Consider the following 15892-nt stretch of genomic DNA (forward strand, 5'->3'; position numbering starts at 1 on the left):
AATGCGGTAGTTGCACACGCAAGTACCGCATTCAGAGGACTAAACGCCGAGGGGTAGCCACCGGGTGATGCCGATGTCGGTGAGGAACGGCCGGTCGTGACTGGCGACGATCAGCGTGCCCCGGTAAGCGAGTAGCGCCTCGGTGAGGCGCCGCACGCTCGCCAGGTCGAGGTTGTTCGTCGGTTCGTCGAGCAACAGCAGCCGCGGCGTGGGCTCGGTCAGCAGCAAGGTCGCCAGCGTGGCGCGGAACCGTTCCCCGCCGGACAGCGCCGCCACCTCCCGGTCGGCCGCCTTGCCCCGGAACAGGAACCGCGCCAGCCTCGCGCGGATCTCGTTGTCCGTGAGCGACGGCGCGACCAGCCGCACATTGTCCACAATGGACAGCGTGTCGTCGAGGACGTCGAGCCGCTGGGGGAGCAGCCTGGCGGGCACGAACAGTCCCACGTCGCCCGACTCCGGCGGGATTTCGCCGGTGATCGTGCGCAGCAGGGTGGTCTTGCCCGAACCGTTGGGGCCGACGAGCGCGATCCGCTCGGGACCCATGACGTGCAGGTCCACCGGCGGGCCGAACCGGGGCACGGCGTCGATCCGGAGCACGTCCGTTCCGCGCGGAACGGTCGTTTCCGGTAGTTCGACGCGGATCTCGGCGTCCTCGCGCACCAGTTCCTCGGCGGCCTTCAGCGCCTCGACGGCGCCTTCCAGCCGGTCGGTGTGCAGGTTCCGGTACTTGCCCGCGGCGATCTGCGCGTCCTCCTGACGTTTGCGCATCCGCCCCTTGGGTTCGCGTTTGGTGTCCCACATCTTCTGGCCGTAGCGGGCCCGCCGGGCGAGTTTGGTCCCGGCTTCGATCAGCTCCCGCTTCTGCCGCTTGACGTCCGACTCCGCCGCGCGCACATGCCGCCGCGCGGCCTCCTGCGCGACCTCGACGGCGTGTTCGTAGTCCGCGAGGTTGCCGCCGTACAGGGTCACCTCGTGGTCGCGAACCTCGGCGATCCGGTCGACCAGCTGGAGCAGTTCGCGATCGTGCGAGACGACCACGAGGATTCCGCCCCAGCCCGCCACCTCGCGGTGCACGAGCTCGCGCGCCCGCAGGTCGAGGTTGTTCGTGGGCTCGTCGAGCAGCAGCGCGGCGGGACGGCGCAGCAGGAGGGCGGCCAGCCCGAGCAACGTGAGTTCGCCGCCGGACAGTTCGCCCGCCCGCTGGTCCAGCCGGACGGCGCCCAGGCCGAGCCGGTCGAGGATCGCGTGGATGCGGTCCTCGACGTCCCAGTTGTCACCGATGGTGGCGAAATGCTCCTCGGCGGCGGAACCGCTCTCGACGGCACGGATCGCAGTGCGGATCGCGGTGACACCGAGTACGTCGTCGACGCGACGGCCGGTGTCCAGGACGAGGTTCTGCGGCAGATAGCCGAGCTCACCCGGTGCGGTGATGGAGCCCGTGGTGGCCCGCAGTTCGCCGGCGAGCAGCCTGAGCAGCGTGGACTTACCGGATCCGTTGGTGCCGACCAGGCCGGTGCGACCGGCCCCGATGGTGAACGAAAGGCGTTCGAACGCCGGGGCACCGTCGGGCCAGGTGAAGGTGACGTCGGAAAGCGTCAAGGAAGAAGACATGAGACTCCCTGCGAAGGAGGTGGGATGAGGGCGCAGGTTCGTCTCAGAAGGTCACCGCGACAGGCTAGCCGACCGTCGGCTTCGGTGCGACCGATTTCGTGCCGGTCGCCGTTTGCCGTTTGGTGGTAACGGGGGTGGATCTGGTGGGCTTGCTGGGTGTGGTTTCGCGGTCGGTGCGCAGGTTGTGAAGGCGATCGTCGGACGTCCGGTCGCGAGGGGGAGCGTTTCGTGGGGAAGCAAGGCAGTCGCTGGGTGAGTTGTCGTCGTTTGGTGGCAACGGGTCGGAGCTGGTGGGGTTTCGCGGTCGGGGCAGAGGTGTGAAGGCTATCGTCGGACGTCCCGTCGGGAGGGGGAGCGTTTCGTGGGGAAGCAGGCAGTCGCTGGGTGAGTTGTCGCCGTTTGGTGGTAACAGGGGGCGGGACTGGTGGGCTAGCTGGGTGGGGTTTCGCGGTCGGTGCGCAGGATGTGAAAGCGATCGTCGGACGTCCCACCGCGAGGGGAGCGTTTCGTGGGGAAGCAGGGCGTCGCTGGGTGAGTCGTCGCCGTTTGGTGGCAACGGGTCGGAGCTGGTGGGGTTTCGCGGCCGGTGCGCAGGATGTGAAAGCGATCGTCGGACGTCCCACCGCGAGGGGAGCGTTTCGTGGGGCAGCAGGCAGTCGCTGGGTGAGTCGTCGCCGTTTCGCGGCAACGGGGTCAGAACGGTGGTTCCTCGGCGCGGGGGGCGTGCAGAGGCGGAGGCGTGCTGTCGTAGGTCTGGCCCGTCGGTGTGGTGATCGTCAGGGTTCCGTCCGGTGCCAGCCGGTAGATCCACCCGGGTTCGTCCTTGAGCCGATGGTCGCGGCGGCAGAAGTCGATGAGGTCGCCGGCGTCGGTGTTCCCTTGGAACTGCCATGGGATGGAGTGGTCGAGATCGCAGGCCTGAGCGGGCCGGTGGCACCCGGGTCTTCGGCATTCGCGGTCGCGGACCCGGACGAACTCGTCAAGACCGGCCGTCGGGCGATACCGGTCCCGGCCGAGATCCGCGACCTGACCTGACAGCGGGTCGGTGATGATCCGCCGCAGCACCGTGTTCGGTCCGCTCGCGATATGCCGCGCCAGCGACGCCGGAATGTGGCCGTGGCCTGCCATTTCCGCCGGGTCGTCGTTCAGGCCGAGGTAGGTGAAGAGGTCCATGTAAAGGAATACTTCGGCGCGTTCACTTTTCCCGCCGCTGCCACCCAACAGCAGGTCGAGGGCGACGTCGGCGCGAAGCTGGTCCAGCGTGCGGGTCTCGTCGGCGGTCTTGAGCGCGCGGGCCTCCCGGTTGATCCGGTTGTAGGCGGCGGTGACCTTCTCCACCGGGCCGTCCTCGACCTCCAGCGAGGCCACGCCTGCCTCGCCCTGACTCACCACGAGCCGACGGCCTTCGCGGGCCTGCTCGCAGCGCTTGCCCGTGCCCTCACGATCGACAGTCGTCGCCGCGTGGTTCGCCGCTTTGCGGATCTGTTCGGCGTTCTTGCCGGGCAATCGGTCTTCCAGCAAGGCGTCGGCGGCGAGCGCGTGCTCGTCGGACAGCCACGCTGTCGCCGTCACGACTTTCATCGCGCCGAACCCGTCCACCTGGCCCTTGTCCATCAAACCAAGGGTGCGGGGCAGCCTGGTGGTCAACGCGTCGGCGGCGGCGACCAGCCCGGCCGCGTACTTGTCACCCACCGACAGGGCGAACGCGACTTCCTGAGTGACGCTACGCGCGCCTTCGCGATGCCGGTTCAGCTGGGAAAGAGCACGGTAACGGATCGCTTCCAGCCGGGCGATCCCCGCAGACGCCGCTTTCGCGAGGGCGACGGATTCGTTGTCGTCCAACGAATCCGCGGCGGTATTGATGGCCTTCAGGTTGTCGGGGCCGGTGATTTCCTCGAGTAGCGCCACTGCGGTGGCTCGGTAAGTGTCCACCCGGTCAACCTACGACCACCCACCGACAGTTCTGGATCATGCGGCTGTCGCTGTCGTCGCCGAAATTCGGCAATGTCAGTCGGCGCAAGGGGACACTGGGATGTGTGCGCTTGGTGATGTTCACCGGTAAGCAGTGCGCGGACAGGATTCTTGAGTGCTGTCCTTGGGGGCAGGGTGTCTCGTATTGCCGAATTTCGGTGGTGGTTCGGGTGTGTCGGTCGCTTGGGGTGTTTTGTGGGTCCGGCGGGCGGTTGTTGCCGAATTTCGGTAATGGCTTCGGCGGGTCGGTGTCGGTCACCGGGGGTGTTCTGCGGATCGGGCGGGCAGTGTTGTCGAACCTGGCGATGATTCCGGCGAGTCGGCGTCGGTCAATGAGGGTGCTCTGCGGATCCGGCGGGCGGTTGTTGTCGAATCTCGGTAATGGTTCCGGCGCCTCGACCTAGATCACCGGGCCTGGATCCGGCGGGCGACCGTCACCGTTTTCCGATAACGGCTCCGGCGCCTCGACCTAGATCACCGGGTCCCGGCCCCACAGGCGACCGTCGCCGATTTCCGGTAACGGCCCGGTGCGCCGACCCCGATCACCGGGCAGCCCCGGACCTCAAGCCCAGCCGTTGCCGAATTCCGGCAACGGAGGAACCCCACCGCCGCGGCACACGGTCCGTCGCCTCGGCGACCCGCGACCGGCCGGGGCATACTGGCGCCGTGACCGAACGCCCTCATGTCCTGCTGTCCGCCGCGGTCTCCCTGGACGGCTACCTCGACGACGCGAGCGACACCCGGCTGGTGCTGTCCAACGAGGAGGACTGGGCCAGGGTGGACGGGTTGCGCGCCGCGTCGGACGCGATCCTCGTCGGCGCGAACACGGTCCGCGCGGACAACCCGCGGCTGCTGGTCCGCTCGCCGGAGCTGGTCGCGGAACGGGTCGCCGCTGGACGCCCGGAGCAACCGGTCAAGGTCACCCTCTCGAGGAGCGGGTCACTCGACCCGGCGGCGCAGTTCTTCACCGTCGGTGACGCCGAAAAGCTGGTCTACGCCCCGCCCGGCGTCGTCACCGGGGTGAAGGCGACCGTCGTCGAACTGTCCGGCCTGAGCGAAATGCTGGCCGATCTCCACGCGCGAGGAATCCGGCGGCTGATGGTCGAAGGCGGCGGCGCGATCCACACCCAGTTCCTCACCGAAGGCCTGGTCGACGAACTCCACCTGGCGATCGCGCCGTTCTTCGTCGGGGACACGCGCGCGCCGCGCTTCGTCGGCCCGGGGGCTTTTCCTCGTGGGCTGACCCTGGTCGAAAGCACACGGCTGGGTGACATCGCCGTACTGGAGTACCACGCGACGCCGGAACCGTCCGAAGTGGACATTCTGCGCCTGCGCGAGGCCATCGCCCTGGCCGAGAACTGCCCGCCGCGTACCTTTCGCGTCGGCGCCGTCATCACCGCCGCCGACGGCGAAGTGATCTCCACCGGTTTTTCGGGCGACGGCGATCCCGCCGATCACGCGGAAGAAGCCGCCCTCGCCAAACTCGAACCGGGAGATCCGAGACTGGCGGAGGCGACCATGTACACATCGCTGGAGCCGTGCAGTTCGCGGACGTCACATCCGCGAAGCTGCACCCAGCTCATCCTCGACGCCGGCATCCCGCGCGTCGTTTTCGCCTGGCGCGAGCCGTCGGTGTTCGTCGACTGCGTCGGCGCCGAAACGCTGGAGGCGGCCGGACGCCGGGTGATCGAGGTAGCCGCCCTCGCCGCCGACGTCCGCCGCGCGAACACCCATATTCCGGGTGTCCACCTCTGAACTCCTACTTGCAGGCGTCGCAGCAGCCGCAGCCCAGACCGGTGCACGCCGAGCAGCAACCGTGGCGAAGCACGACCTTCAACAGACGCTTGATCATCGCTGTCCTCCCGATCATTGACGTCCCACCGCCCTTGTCACGCTAAGTTCTGCGCATACGACAGTGGTACCGCCGGGAGTGCCATGGCGCTGCTCCAGCGGGTGACGGTCAGGATTCGAGGTCGCCCTCCAACGAGAGGTAGACCTCGCGCAGCTGAGCCAAAAGATCGGCGTCCGGCTCCGCCCAGAGCCCCCGATCGGCCGCCTCGTTCAACCGCTCGATGATGCCGCGCAGCGCCCACGGGTTCGCTTGGCGCAGGAACTCCTGGTTGACCTCGTCGAGCACGTAGGACTCGGTGAGCTTCTCGTACATCCAGTCGCCGACCACCCCGGCGGTGGCGTCGAAACCGAAGAGGTAGTCGACGGTCGCCGCCAGCTCGAAAGCTCCCTTGTAGCCGTGCTTGCGCATCGCCGCCAGCCAGCGCGGGTTGACGACGCGGGCGCGGAAGACGCGGGCGGTCTCCTCGCCGAGGGTGCGCGTGCGGACCGCGTCCGGGGTGGTGCTGTCGCCGACGTAGGACGCGGGCGCGGTCCCGGTCAGCGCGCGGACCGTCGCGATCATCCCGCCGTGGTACTGAAAATAGTCGTCGGAGTCGGCGATGTCGTGCTCGCGGGTGTCGGTGTTCTTGGCCGCCACCACGATCCGCTTGTACGAGTTCTCCATGTCCTCGCGCGCCGGCCTGCCGTCGAGGTCGCGGCCGTAGGCGAAGCCGCCCCAGACCGCGTAGACCTCGGCGAGATCCTTGTCGTCGCGCCAGTTCCCGGAATCCATCAGCGGCAGCAGGCCCGCGCCGTACGCGCCGGGCTTGGAACCGAAGATCCTCGTGGTGGCCCGGCGTTCGTCCCCGTGCGCGGCCAGATCCGCGCGGGTGTGGGCGCGGACGAAGTTCTGCTCGTCCGGCTCGTCGAGATTCGCGACCAGGCGGACGGCGTCGTCCATCAGGCTGATCACATGCGGGAAGGCGTCGCGGAAGAAACCGCTGATCCGCACGGTGACGTCGACCCGCGGACGGCCGAGTTCGGCGAGCGGGATGGCCTCGATCCCGGTGACCCGTCGCGAAGCCTCGTCCCAGATCGGCTGGACACCCAGCAGGGCAAGAACTTCCGCCGCGTCGTCGCCCGACGTGCGCATGGCCGACGTGCCCCAAACCGAGAGCCCGACCGAACGCGGCCAGTCGCCCGTGTCCTCCTTGTAGCGGCGGAGAAGCGAGTCCGCGAGTGCCTGCCCGGTCTCCCAGGCGAGACGGCTCGGGATGGCCTTCGGGTCCACGGTGTAGAAGTTGCGGCCGGTCGGCAGCACGTTGATCAGGCCACGCAGGGGAGAACCGCTGGGCCCGGCCGGGATGTAGCCGCCGTCGAGCGCGTGGAGCACGGCGTCGATCTCGGCGCCGGTGCCCGCCAGCCGCGGCACGATCTCGGTGGCGGCGAAGGTCAGCACACGGGCGACCTCCTGGTGCTCTGGCACATCGGCGACGACCTCGGCGACCGCGGCGGGGGACCAGTCCCTGGCCTCCATCGCCTCGACGAGTGACCGCGCCTTCTGCTCGATGGCGTCCACTTCGGACAGTGGAGCGTCGCTGTTCTCCTTGAGCCCCAAGGCGGACCGCAGACCGGGTACCGCGCCCTGTTTGCCTCCCCACATCTGCTGGGCCCGCAGCATCGCGAGCACGAGGTTGATTCGCGCCTCGCCTTCCGGTGCGGCGCCGAGGATGTGCAGGCCGTCGCGGATCTGCGCGTCCTTGACCTCGCACAGCCAGCCGTCGATGTGCAGCAGGAAGTCGTCGAACTCCGCGTCGTGCGGACGTTCCTCGACACCGAGGTCGTGATCCAGTTTCGCGGCCTGGATCAGCGTCCAGATCTGCGCGCGGACCGCGGGCAGCTTCGCCGGGTCCATCGCGGCGATGTTGGCGTGCTCGTCGAGAAGCTGCTCCAGGCGCGCCATGTCGCCGTAGCTCTCGGCGCGGGCCATCGGCGGGATCAGGTGGTCGACGATCGTGGCGTGCGCGCGTCGTTTCGCCTGCGCGCCCTCACCCGGATCGTTGATCAGGAACGGGTAGATCAGCGGCAGATTGCCCAGGACGGCGTCCGGCGCGCACGAGTCGGAGAGACCGGCGGTCTTGCCGGGAAGCCATTCCAGCGAACCGTGTTTGCCGAGGTGGACGACGGCGTGCGCGCCGAACTCCTCCTCCAGCCAGCGGTACGCGGCCAGATAGTGATGGCTCGGCGGGAGGTCCGGGTTGTGGTAGATCGCCACCGGGTTCTCGCCGAAGCCGCGCGGCGGCTGGATCATCAGGATGACGTTGCCCGATTGCAGGGACGCCAGAACGATGTCCCCGTTGTCCACATAGAGTTCGCCGGGTGCGGGGCCCCAGTGCTCCTCCATGCCTTCGCGCAGTTCCGCGGGCAGTGCGGCGAACCACTGGCAGTACTTGTCGGCGGGCACGCGGATCGGGTTGCCGGACAGCTGTTCCTCGGTGAGCCACTCCGGATCCTGACCGCCCGCGGCGATGAGCGCGTGGATCAGCGCGTCGCCGTCGGGTTGGTCGGTGCCGGTGGGCTCGACGCCGGGGAACGGCTCTTCGCCCAGGTCGTAGCCCCGCTCGCGCATGCGGCGCAGCAGTTCGATCGCGGACGCGGGCGTGTCGAGACCGACGGCGTTGCCGACGCGAGAGTGCTTCGTCGGATACGCGGAGAGCATCAGCGCGATCTTGCGCTCCGGGGGCGGCGTGTGCCGCAACCGGGCGTGCGCCAGCGCGATCTTCGCGACGCGGGACGCGCGCTCGACGTCCGGCACGTACTTCGGCAGGCCGTCGTCGTCGATCTCCTTGAACGAGAACGGGACGGTGATGAGCCGGCCGTCGAACTCCGGGACGGCCATCTGGTTGCCCGCGTCGAGCGGGGAGAGGCCGTCGTCGTTCGCGGACCAGGTCTCGCGGTCGCTGGTCAGGCACAGGGCCTGGAGGATCGGGATGTCGAGCGCGGCCATCTCGGCGACGTCCCACGCCTCGTCGTCGCCACCCGCGCCGACCTCGGACGGCCGCGTGCCGCCGGCGGCCAGCACGGTGACCAGGAGCGCGTCGGCCTTGGCCAGTTCGGCCATCATCTCCGGCTCGCGGGTGCGCAGGGACGCGCAGTGGATCGGGAGCGCGCGGCCCCCGGCGTCCTCGACGGCGTCGGAGAGGGCGTGGACGAACTCGGTGTTGCCGGACAGGTGATGCGCCCGGTAGTAGAGGATCGCGATGACCGGACCCTCGGTGGTCTTGGGCGTGCGCTCGAGGACACCCCAAAGCGGCTGCACCGTGGGCGGCTCGAAGCCGTCACCCGTCAGAAGGAGCGTGTCGCTCAGGAAGCGGTGCAGCTGGGTGAGGTTTTCCGGCCCGCCCTGCGCGAGGTACGCGTGCGCCTCCGCCGCCGTGCCCGCCGGGACCGTGGACAGCTTCATGAGCTGCGCGTCCGGCGTCTGCTCACCGCCGAGGACCACCACGTGCGCGCCGCTCGCGCGGACCGTGTCGAGTCCCTCCTGCCAGCTGCGTTCGGAGCCGAGGATCCGGACGATGACGATCGGGGCGCCGTCGAGCAGGGCGGGCAACTCGGCCAGGTCGAGCCGGGCGGGGTTCGCCAGCCGGTATTCGGCCTCGCTGGAACGAGCGCTGAGCAGGTCGGTGTCCGAAGTGGACAGAAGCAGGATCACAGCAGTCCTCACTCGGGGTGTCCGCGCCCCGGGTCGTGCGGTCGCGCCGGCCGGAGTTCCTGGCTTCCCCTCCTTGACCAGGAGGGGTGACAGTGGCGGGACCGCCCCGGACTCTCACCGGGTTCCTCCACCTGCCGACGCGTGGGTTCTGCGGTTCACTCTCCGGTGCGGTCCGGCGGGAGTCAAGGTGATGTGTAGCCGGGGTCGAAGTCGTACCCCACACCTGGGACAGGGCCTGCTCACGGATGAGCACCTGGCCCTGGTGGCGGATGGAGAGCTCCAGGAGGGCGAACTCGCGTGAGGCCGGCTCCACGCCGGTGCCGCCGATGTCCGCGCGGCGCGTGCGCAGGTCCAGCGACGGCGGGCCCGCGTGCAGCGCGGTGGTCTCGGTCACGAGTTCGGTGCTGCGCAGCCTCGGCGCCGCCCTCCATTAAGCCAGCGCCAATAGGAACAGTTGCCACCGACGGGTGAATCGGGCTGTCGACGGAATCATCGCGCGTTAGGCGCCCGGCGGCTCAAGCCGACCGTTCCGACGAAGAATCACCGATTCGCGGGAAAGGGGCGGTGGAGAAGATGATCTCCACCGCCACCTCGAAGAACTCCGCGATCCGCAGGGCGAGGTAGAGGCTCGGGCTGTACTCGCCGCGTTCGAGGTAGCCGATGGTCTGATAGTGCACGCCCAGCGCGTCGGCGAGTTCGCGGCGGGAGATGCCCCGTTCCGCCCGCAACATCGCGATCCGGTTGTAAACGACCTCGCTCATGAACTAGCCAATTCGCTGCATCGCCTTTTCCCGTCGTTCCGCCACCGAGGACCCGGACTCGCGCCGCGCCATGCGCCGCAGGACGACCGGGGCCAGCGTCAATCCGATCACGGCCCACACCGACAGCACGCCGAGGGTCTCCCATGGCCGCCAGGACTGGCCGATCTCGACCATCACCGTCGACTCCGGCAGCAACGCCGACCGCATGCCGAGGCCGAGCCAGTACATCGGGAACACCTGCCCGATTCCCTGCAGCCATTCCGGCAGCGCGGTGATCGGGTAGAAGATCCCGGAGATCGCGCCGATGCCCAGTGTCGGCAGCATGATCAGCCCGATACTGCGCGCGTTCGAGGTCAGCGAGCCGAAGATCGCGCCGATCGGCATGGTGGCGAGCAGACCGAGCGCCAGTACCCACAGCAGGCCCAGCCACGACGTCAGCCCGCCGGGCGCGATGCCGTCGAACAGGATCAGGCTGGGGATCAGTACCAGCAGTATCCCGATGACGGTGCTCAACGACACCGTGACGACCTTGCCGACGAGGTAGCCGATCATGCCGTTCGGGGTGGCCTTGGCGCGCAGGAGCGTGCCGTCTTCACGTTCGACGGCGAGGACTCCCGCCATCCCGAGCATGCCGCTGAACACGATCGAAGCACCCAGCACGCTCGGCACGGTGGCGGCGCCGAGCGAGAACTCCGTGCCCGGCAGTTTCGCGCCGCGCATGAAGAACATGACGACGATGAAAATCACCGGGAACATGAAGGTGTTGAAGAGGTCTTCCCGGTTGGTCATCATCTGGCGGCCTTCGAGCCAGCCGCGCTGGACGCCCAGCCGGACACTGTGCTGAATCGTGTTCATCGCGCACCCACCGCCTCGGGGGATTCGGCCTTGCGGACCAGGGTCATGTACGTGTCTTCGAGCGACGCCCGCCGGACCTCCAGATCGCCGATGGCGTCCCCGTGCTGTTTGAACAGTTCGTGGACGTACTTCGTCGACTCCGTGGTCGAGTGCACGAACCGCTGGCCGTCCAGCGTCCAGCGCACCTCGGCCTCGCCGGCGATCTGCCTGCTCAGCGCGTCGGCCGAACCGTCGGCGACGATGCGGCCGTGGTTCAGGATCAGGATCCGGTCGGCCAGTTTCTCGGCCTCGTCGAGGTCGTGCGTGGTCAGCAGGATCGTCGTGTCGTCGTCATCGGTCAGCCGGTGCACGAGTTCGTGGAACTCGCGCCGCGCCTCCGGGTCCAGTCCGGCGGTCGGCTCGTCGAGGAACAGCAGTTCCGGACGGCCGACGATGCCGATCGCGACGTCGAGCCTGCGCCGCTGCCCGCCCGAAAGCATCCGGACCTTCTTGTCCGCGTGCTCGGTCAGGCCGACCGCGGCGACCAGTTCGTCCGGATCCCACGGCCGTTTGATGCGGTCCGTGGAATACGGCGCGTAGTAGCCGCCCAGGTGTTCCAGCAGCTCGCGGACCCGCCATTTCGCGTGGTCGCGCCAGGCCTGGAGGACGACCCCCAGCCGCGCCCTCCAGTTCTCGTCGGCGTGCGCCGGGTCGACGCCCAGCACGCTGACCTCGCCCTCCGATCGCATCCGGAAGCCTTCGAGGATCTCGATCGTCGTGGTCTTGCCCGCGCCGTTCGGACCCAGCAGGCAGATCACCTCGCCGCGATGCGCGGTGAAGTCGACGCCGTGGAGGACGTCGTTCGTCCCGTACCGCATCCGCAGATCTTGGACGGAGATCATCACGTCGTGTGGATCTCTCATTGGTCACCCCCATCTCAGTGCTGCGATCGAATGTAGCATACCTACTACATTCGGTCAGACAGGTGCTCTCCGCGAAACGGGCCATCTACAGTGAGCGCATGTCCACGAGCGCCCGTGTCCGAGCCGACGCGTGCCCTGGTGTCTTCGCCACGCACGACGCCGCCGACGGTCCGCTCGCCCGGGTCCGGCTGCCCGGTGGCGCCATCACCTCGGCCCGGTTCGAGGCGCTCGCGGACGCCGCCGACGACCTCGGGGACGGCGCACTCCACCTGACCTCCCGCGGGAACGTGCAACTGCGCGGCGTCACCCGGCCGGGTCTCGCGGGCAGGCTCGCCGCGGCCGGGCTCCTGCCCTCGCCGTCGCACGAACGCGTCCGCAACATCCTCGCGTCGCCGCTGAGCGGTACCGCCCAGAAACTCGCTTCGGCGCTCGACGAGGCCCTGTGCGCTGTCCCTGAGCTGGCCGAACTCCCGGGACGTTTCCTCTTCGCCCTCGACGGCGGCCAGGGCGACGTCGCGGGGGAGGGCGCCGACGTCTGCTGGCGCGACGGAGCCGTGCTCCTCGCCGGCGAGGACACCGGCCTGCGGGTGACCGCCGAGCACGCCGTCGAGACGCTGCTCTCGGTCGCGCGAGCGTTCCTTCGGACGCGAGGAACGGCATGGCGGATCAGCGAACTCGCCGACACGGAGCCACTGATCGAGGGCGTTCCAGGTCGAATCGTGGAACCGCGGGAGTTCCCGGTGAACCCCGGCCTTCCGATCGGCCCGATCGGCGAAGCGACCGGGGTCGCCCCGGTGTTCGGCAGGCTCACCTCGGCTCAGGCGCGCAAGATCGCGAAGGCCGGGAACGCCGTGGTCACCCCGTGGCGGTCGATCCTGGTCCACGGCACCGTGGATGCGGACCCGGGGCTGATCACCGATCCGGGCGAGCCGTCGCTCGGGATCAGCGCCTGCGTCGGGCAGCCGGGCTGCGCGAAGTCGCTCGCCGACGTGCGGGCCGACGCGGCGCGCGTCGGCCGGACCCCGAGGGTCCATTTCGCCGGATGCGCGCGGCGATGCGGAAAGCCGGCGCGCGAGCACGTCGACGTGCTCGCGACGGAGGACGGTTATCTGGTCGACGGGGCGTTCGTCCCGGTCGGCGAGCTGACGGAGATGTTGGCGGAGAAGGACAGCGCCGAATTGAAGGGACAGCAGTGATCGACTACATCCGGGACGGGGCCGAGATCTACCGGCATTCGTTCGCCACCATCCGTGAGGAGGCGGATCTCGCGATCCTCCCCGACGACGTCGCGGTGCTGGCCGTGCGGATGATCCACGCCTGCGGGATGGTCGACCTGGTCGACGATCTCCGCTACAGCCTGGACGTGGTGGAATCCGGTCGCGCCGCGCTCGAAGCGGGCGCACCGATCCTGTGCGACGCCACCATGATCGCCTCCGGGGTGACCCGCAAACGTTTGCCTGCCGCCAACGAGGTGCTGTGCACGCTGTCCGATCCGAAGGTGCCGGGGCTGGCCGAGCGGATGGGCACCACCCGGTCCGCGGCCGCGTTGGAACTGTGGCGCGACAAGCTGCCCGGTTCCGTGGTGGCGATCGGCAACGCGCCCACCGCGTTGTTCCGCCTGCTGGAACTGCTCGAAGAGGGGGTCGGCGCCCCGGCGGCGGTCATCGGGGTCCCGGTGGGCTTCATCGGCGCCGCCGAGTCCAAAGTGGAGCTCGCGAAGCGGGCACCCGCCCCGTACCTGGTGGTGCACGGACGCCGTGGCGGCAGCGCGATGGCCGTCGCCGCGATCAACGCGATGGCGAGTGAGGTCGAATGAGCGGGCTCGGGAAACTCTGGGGGGTCGGGCTCGGGCCCGGTGACCCGGAACTGATGACGGTCAAGGCCGCCCGGCTGATCGGCGAGGCCGACGTCATCGCCTACCACAGCGCGCGGCACGGCCGGAGCATCGCGCGTTCGGTCGCCGAGCCTTATCTGCGGGACGGCCAGCTCGAGGAGAAGCTGGTCTACCCGGTCACCACGGAGACCACCGACCATCCTGGTGGTTACGAAGGCGCCATCGCCGATTTCTACGAGCTGAGCGCGAAACGGCTCGCCGAGCATCTCGACGCCGGACGCGACGTGGTCGTGCTCTGCGAAGGCGACCCGTTCTTCTACGGCTCCTACATGTACATGCACGAACGGCTCGCCGACCGCTACGAGGCGACCGTGGTGCCCGGCGTGACGTCGGTCAGCGCGGCGTCGTCGGTACTCGGCCGCCCGCTGGTGCAGCGCGACGAGGTCCTCACCATCCTGCCCGGCACGCTGCCCGCGCCGGAGCTCGCGCGACGCCTCGCCGACACGCAGGCCGCGGCGGTGCTCAAACTCGGGCGCACGTTCGGCAACGTCCGTGAGGCGCTGGCCGAAGCCGGGAAGCTGGACGACGCCTTCTACGTCGAACGCGCGACCTGGCAGGCGCAGCGCGTCGAGCCGTTCGCCGACGTCGATCCGGATTCGGTGCCGTACTTCTCGCTGGCACTGCTGCCCAGCCCGGGCTACGCGTCCCGGCTCGCCGACGAACCCGAGGTCGCCACGAAGCAGGAAACGCACACCGGTGGCGAGGTCGTGGTCGTCGGCCTCGGCCCGGCCGGTCCCGGCTGGCTGACCCCCGAAGCGACCGAGGAACTGGCCGCGGCGGAGCACGTCGTCGGCTACGGCCCGTACGTCGCGCGAGTGCCGCAGCGCGCGGGCCAGCAGCGGCACGCGTCGGGCAACCGTGTCGAGGCCGAACGCGCTGTCGAAGCGCTGGAGCTGGCCGCGAACGGTGCCAAGGTCGCCGTCGTCTCGTCGGGTGATCCCGGCGTGTTCGCGATGGCGTCGGCGGTGCTGGAGCAGGTCGCCGCGGGGCACGGCGCCGGTGCCCGCGTGCGGATCGTGCCCGGCGTGACCGCCGCGCAGGCGGCCGCGTCCCGGGTCGGCGCGCCGCTGGGGCACGACTACTGCGTGCTTTCGCTGTCCGACCGGCTCAAGCCGTGGGAGATCATCGAACGACGGCTGGACGCGGCGGGCGCGGCGGATCTCGTGCTCGCGCTGTACAACCCGGCGTCCCGCACGCGGACCACGCAACTCGCGCAGGCCCGCGACGTCCTGCTCCGGCACCGCGCGCCGGAGACCCCGGTGGTCGTCGCGCGCGACGTCGGCGGACCCGAGGAGGACGTCCGCGTGGTCACCCTCGGCACCCTCGATCCGGCCAGTGTCGACATGCGCTGCCTGCTGATCGTCGGTTCGTCGAAGACGCGCGCCGAGAACGGTGTGGTCTGGACGCCGCGCACCTATTAAGGGTAAGGCGCACCGACCACTGACGTTGCGAAAGCCACTTTCGCAACCTTCAACGTTGTGAAAGTGGCTTTCGCAACGTCACACCTTGGCCACGCCGCGCACCTACGAGTGATGCCCGAGGCCCGCGTTGCGGGCTTGGGCGAGCAGCACCTCCCGGTCGTCCGTGCCGGCCTTGGCGTGGATCGACGAGACGACGTTGCGCACGGTCTTGGGCGCGAGCCCCAGCCGCCGCGCGACGGCCGGGATCTCCAGCCCACCCGCGAGGAGGCCGAGCACCTCGTGCTCGCGTGAGGTCAGCCGCGGGAACGCCCGCATCGGCTGCGACGCGGCGAGCAAGCCGTAAAGCCGGTCCGCCGCGCGCTCGCCGAACACGACCGCGCCCGCCGCCACCCCGCGGATGAAGCGGACCAGGTCGTCGTGACCGGCGCTCCGGGACAGGACGCCGCGGGCGCCCGCGAGCATCGCGGCGACCACGAGTTCGCCGTCGCCCGGCGGGGTCAGGACCAGGACGGCGGTTCCCGGCACGCGGGAAGCCACTTCGCGGGTCACGGCGAGTCCGTCGAGCGCGGGCGGGTGGACGGGCAGGACGAGGACGTCCGGACGAAGGGCCGTGGCGTGCCAGACCGCTTCGCGTTCGTCGGGGGTGTGGGCGACCACCTCCAGCCCCGCCAGTTCCGCGGACGCGGGCGGTTCGGGGACGCCCGCGAGGACCACGGTCACCGCTTGGGTTCGAATCTGCACGCCATCGGTTGTAGCGCAGAACTTTTGTACAGTGTCGGGCCGTTTTCGGTGAACAATGTCCCTTCGATAACGCTTGATGTCACTTGGTGAACCCGCGGCCGCGATCGACGTCGGCAGGGCGCTGCCTGGTCATCCATCTCATGGTGGCGGACAAGGCGCCCCGCCACCGCGATAGCGGGGCCTTCGGCCGGGGC

General features: G+C 69.4%; 12 protein-coding genes, 1 pseudogene and 1 riboswitch. Of the genes and pseudogenes, 5 read left to right on the forward strand and 8 right to left on the reverse strand.

The window, feature by feature from the left end; genetic code table 11:
- Positions 1–39 precede the first annotated feature (39 nt).
- The 3 genes and pseudogenes from ACLJQ7_RS26315 to ACLJQ7_RS26325 all read right to left on the reverse strand — a co-directional run bounded on the left by ACLJQ7_RS26315 (position 40) and on the right by ACLJQ7_RS26325 (position 3519).
- Entirely contained in the window at positions 40–801 is a 762-nt protein-coding gene (locus ACLJQ7_RS26315) for an ATP-binding cassette domain-containing protein (RefSeq protein ID WP_410650987.1), read from the reverse strand.
- Between the two features lie 312 nt (positions 802–1113).
- Positions 1114–1611 (reverse strand): annotated as a pseudogene (locus ACLJQ7_RS26320) (ATP-binding cassette domain-containing protein); the annotation flags it as partial.
- Positions 1612–2304: 693 nt separating this feature from the next.
- Positions 2305–3519, reverse strand: a complete 1215-nt coding sequence (locus ACLJQ7_RS26325; RefSeq protein WP_410650988.1) for a DUF222 domain-containing protein — start codon at positions 3517–3519, stop codon at positions 2305–2307.
- Between the two features lie 729 nt (positions 3520–4248).
- Between ACLJQ7_RS26325 and ACLJQ7_RS26330 the strand changes: the two genes are divergently transcribed.
- A complete protein-coding gene (locus tag ACLJQ7_RS26330) occupies positions 4249–5337 on the forward strand; it encodes a dihydrofolate reductase family protein (RefSeq protein WP_410650833.1) in 1089 nt (362 codons plus the stop codon).
- 205 nt (positions 5338–5542) lie between these two features.
- Here the strand turns inward: ACLJQ7_RS26330 and cobN are convergent, their stop codons facing one another.
- Positions 5543–9124 (reverse strand): cobaltochelatase subunit CobN, encoded by a 3582-nt coding sequence (gene cobN, locus ACLJQ7_RS26335; RefSeq protein ID WP_410650834.1) that lies wholly within the window; start codon positions 9122–9124, stop codon positions 5543–5545.
- A gap of 53 nt (positions 9125–9177) precedes the next feature.
- A riboswitch (cobalamin riboswitch) is annotated at positions 9178–9252 on the reverse strand.
- 117 nt (positions 9253–9369) lie between these two features.
- Here cobN and ACLJQ7_RS26340 point away from each other — a divergent pair.
- Positions 9370–9558 carry a hypothetical protein gene (locus ACLJQ7_RS26340; RefSeq protein ID WP_410650835.1) on the forward strand — a complete coding sequence of 63 codons (189 nt, stop codon included), beginning with the start codon at positions 9370–9372 and terminating at the stop codon, positions 9556–9558.
- Positions 9559–9639: 81 nt separating this feature from the next.
- Here the strand turns inward: ACLJQ7_RS26340 and ACLJQ7_RS26345 are convergent, their stop codons facing one another.
- Genes ACLJQ7_RS26345 through ACLJQ7_RS26355 form a run of 3 tightly spaced genes read right to left on the reverse strand, consistent with a single transcriptional unit; the run spans position 9640 to position 11642 of the window.
- Positions 9640–9885: a helix-turn-helix transcriptional regulator gene (locus ACLJQ7_RS26345; protein WP_005162705.1), complete on the reverse strand. Its 246-nt coding sequence runs from the start codon at positions 9883–9885 to the stop codon at positions 9640–9642.
- A 3-nt stretch (positions 9886–9888) separates the two neighbouring features.
- Positions 9889–10740, reverse strand: coding sequence for an ABC transporter permease (locus tag ACLJQ7_RS26350; protein WP_410650836.1), 852 nt, complete (start codon positions 10738–10740; stop codon positions 9889–9891).
- Positions 10737–11642 carry an ABC transporter ATP-binding protein gene (locus ACLJQ7_RS26355; RefSeq protein ID WP_410650837.1) on the reverse strand — a complete coding sequence of 302 codons (906 nt, stop codon included), beginning with the start codon at positions 11640–11642 and terminating at the stop codon, positions 10737–10739. Before ACLJQ7_RS26355 ends, ACLJQ7_RS26350 begins: the two co-directional genes overlap by 4 nt.
- Before the next feature lie 98 nt (positions 11643–11740).
- On the opposite strand from ACLJQ7_RS26355, the gene ACLJQ7_RS26360 reads away from it, so the two are divergent.
- The 3 genes from ACLJQ7_RS26360 to ACLJQ7_RS26370 are packed head-to-tail and all read left to right on the forward strand — an operon-like array spanning position 11741 to position 14957.
- Entirely contained in the window at positions 11741–12838 is a 1098-nt protein-coding gene (locus ACLJQ7_RS26360; protein ID WP_410650838.1) for a precorrin-3B synthase, read from the forward strand.
- Complete coding sequence (locus ACLJQ7_RS26365; protein WP_410650839.1) at positions 12835–13458, forward strand: precorrin-8X methylmutase; 624 nt, start codon at positions 12835–12837, stop codon at positions 13456–13458. Before ACLJQ7_RS26360 ends, ACLJQ7_RS26365 begins: the two co-directional genes overlap by 4 nt.
- Complete coding sequence (locus ACLJQ7_RS26370; protein WP_410650840.1) at positions 13455–14957, forward strand: precorrin-2 C(20)-methyltransferase; 1503 nt, start codon at positions 13455–13457, stop codon at positions 14955–14957. The genes ACLJQ7_RS26365 and ACLJQ7_RS26370 overlap by 4 nt, the downstream gene beginning before the upstream one ends.
- A gap of 102 nt (positions 14958–15059) precedes the next feature.
- Here ACLJQ7_RS26370 and ACLJQ7_RS26375 read toward each other — a convergent pair whose 3' ends face one another.
- Positions 15060–15698, reverse strand: coding sequence for a response regulator (locus ACLJQ7_RS26375; RefSeq protein WP_410650841.1), 639 nt, complete (start codon positions 15696–15698; stop codon positions 15060–15062).
- Between the last annotated feature and the right edge of the window lie 194 nt (positions 15699–15892).

The organism is Amycolatopsis sp. cmx-4-54 (genome assembly GCF_046548895.1).
Lineage (GTDB): Bacteria > Actinomycetota > Actinomycetes > Mycobacteriales > Pseudonocardiaceae > Amycolatopsis.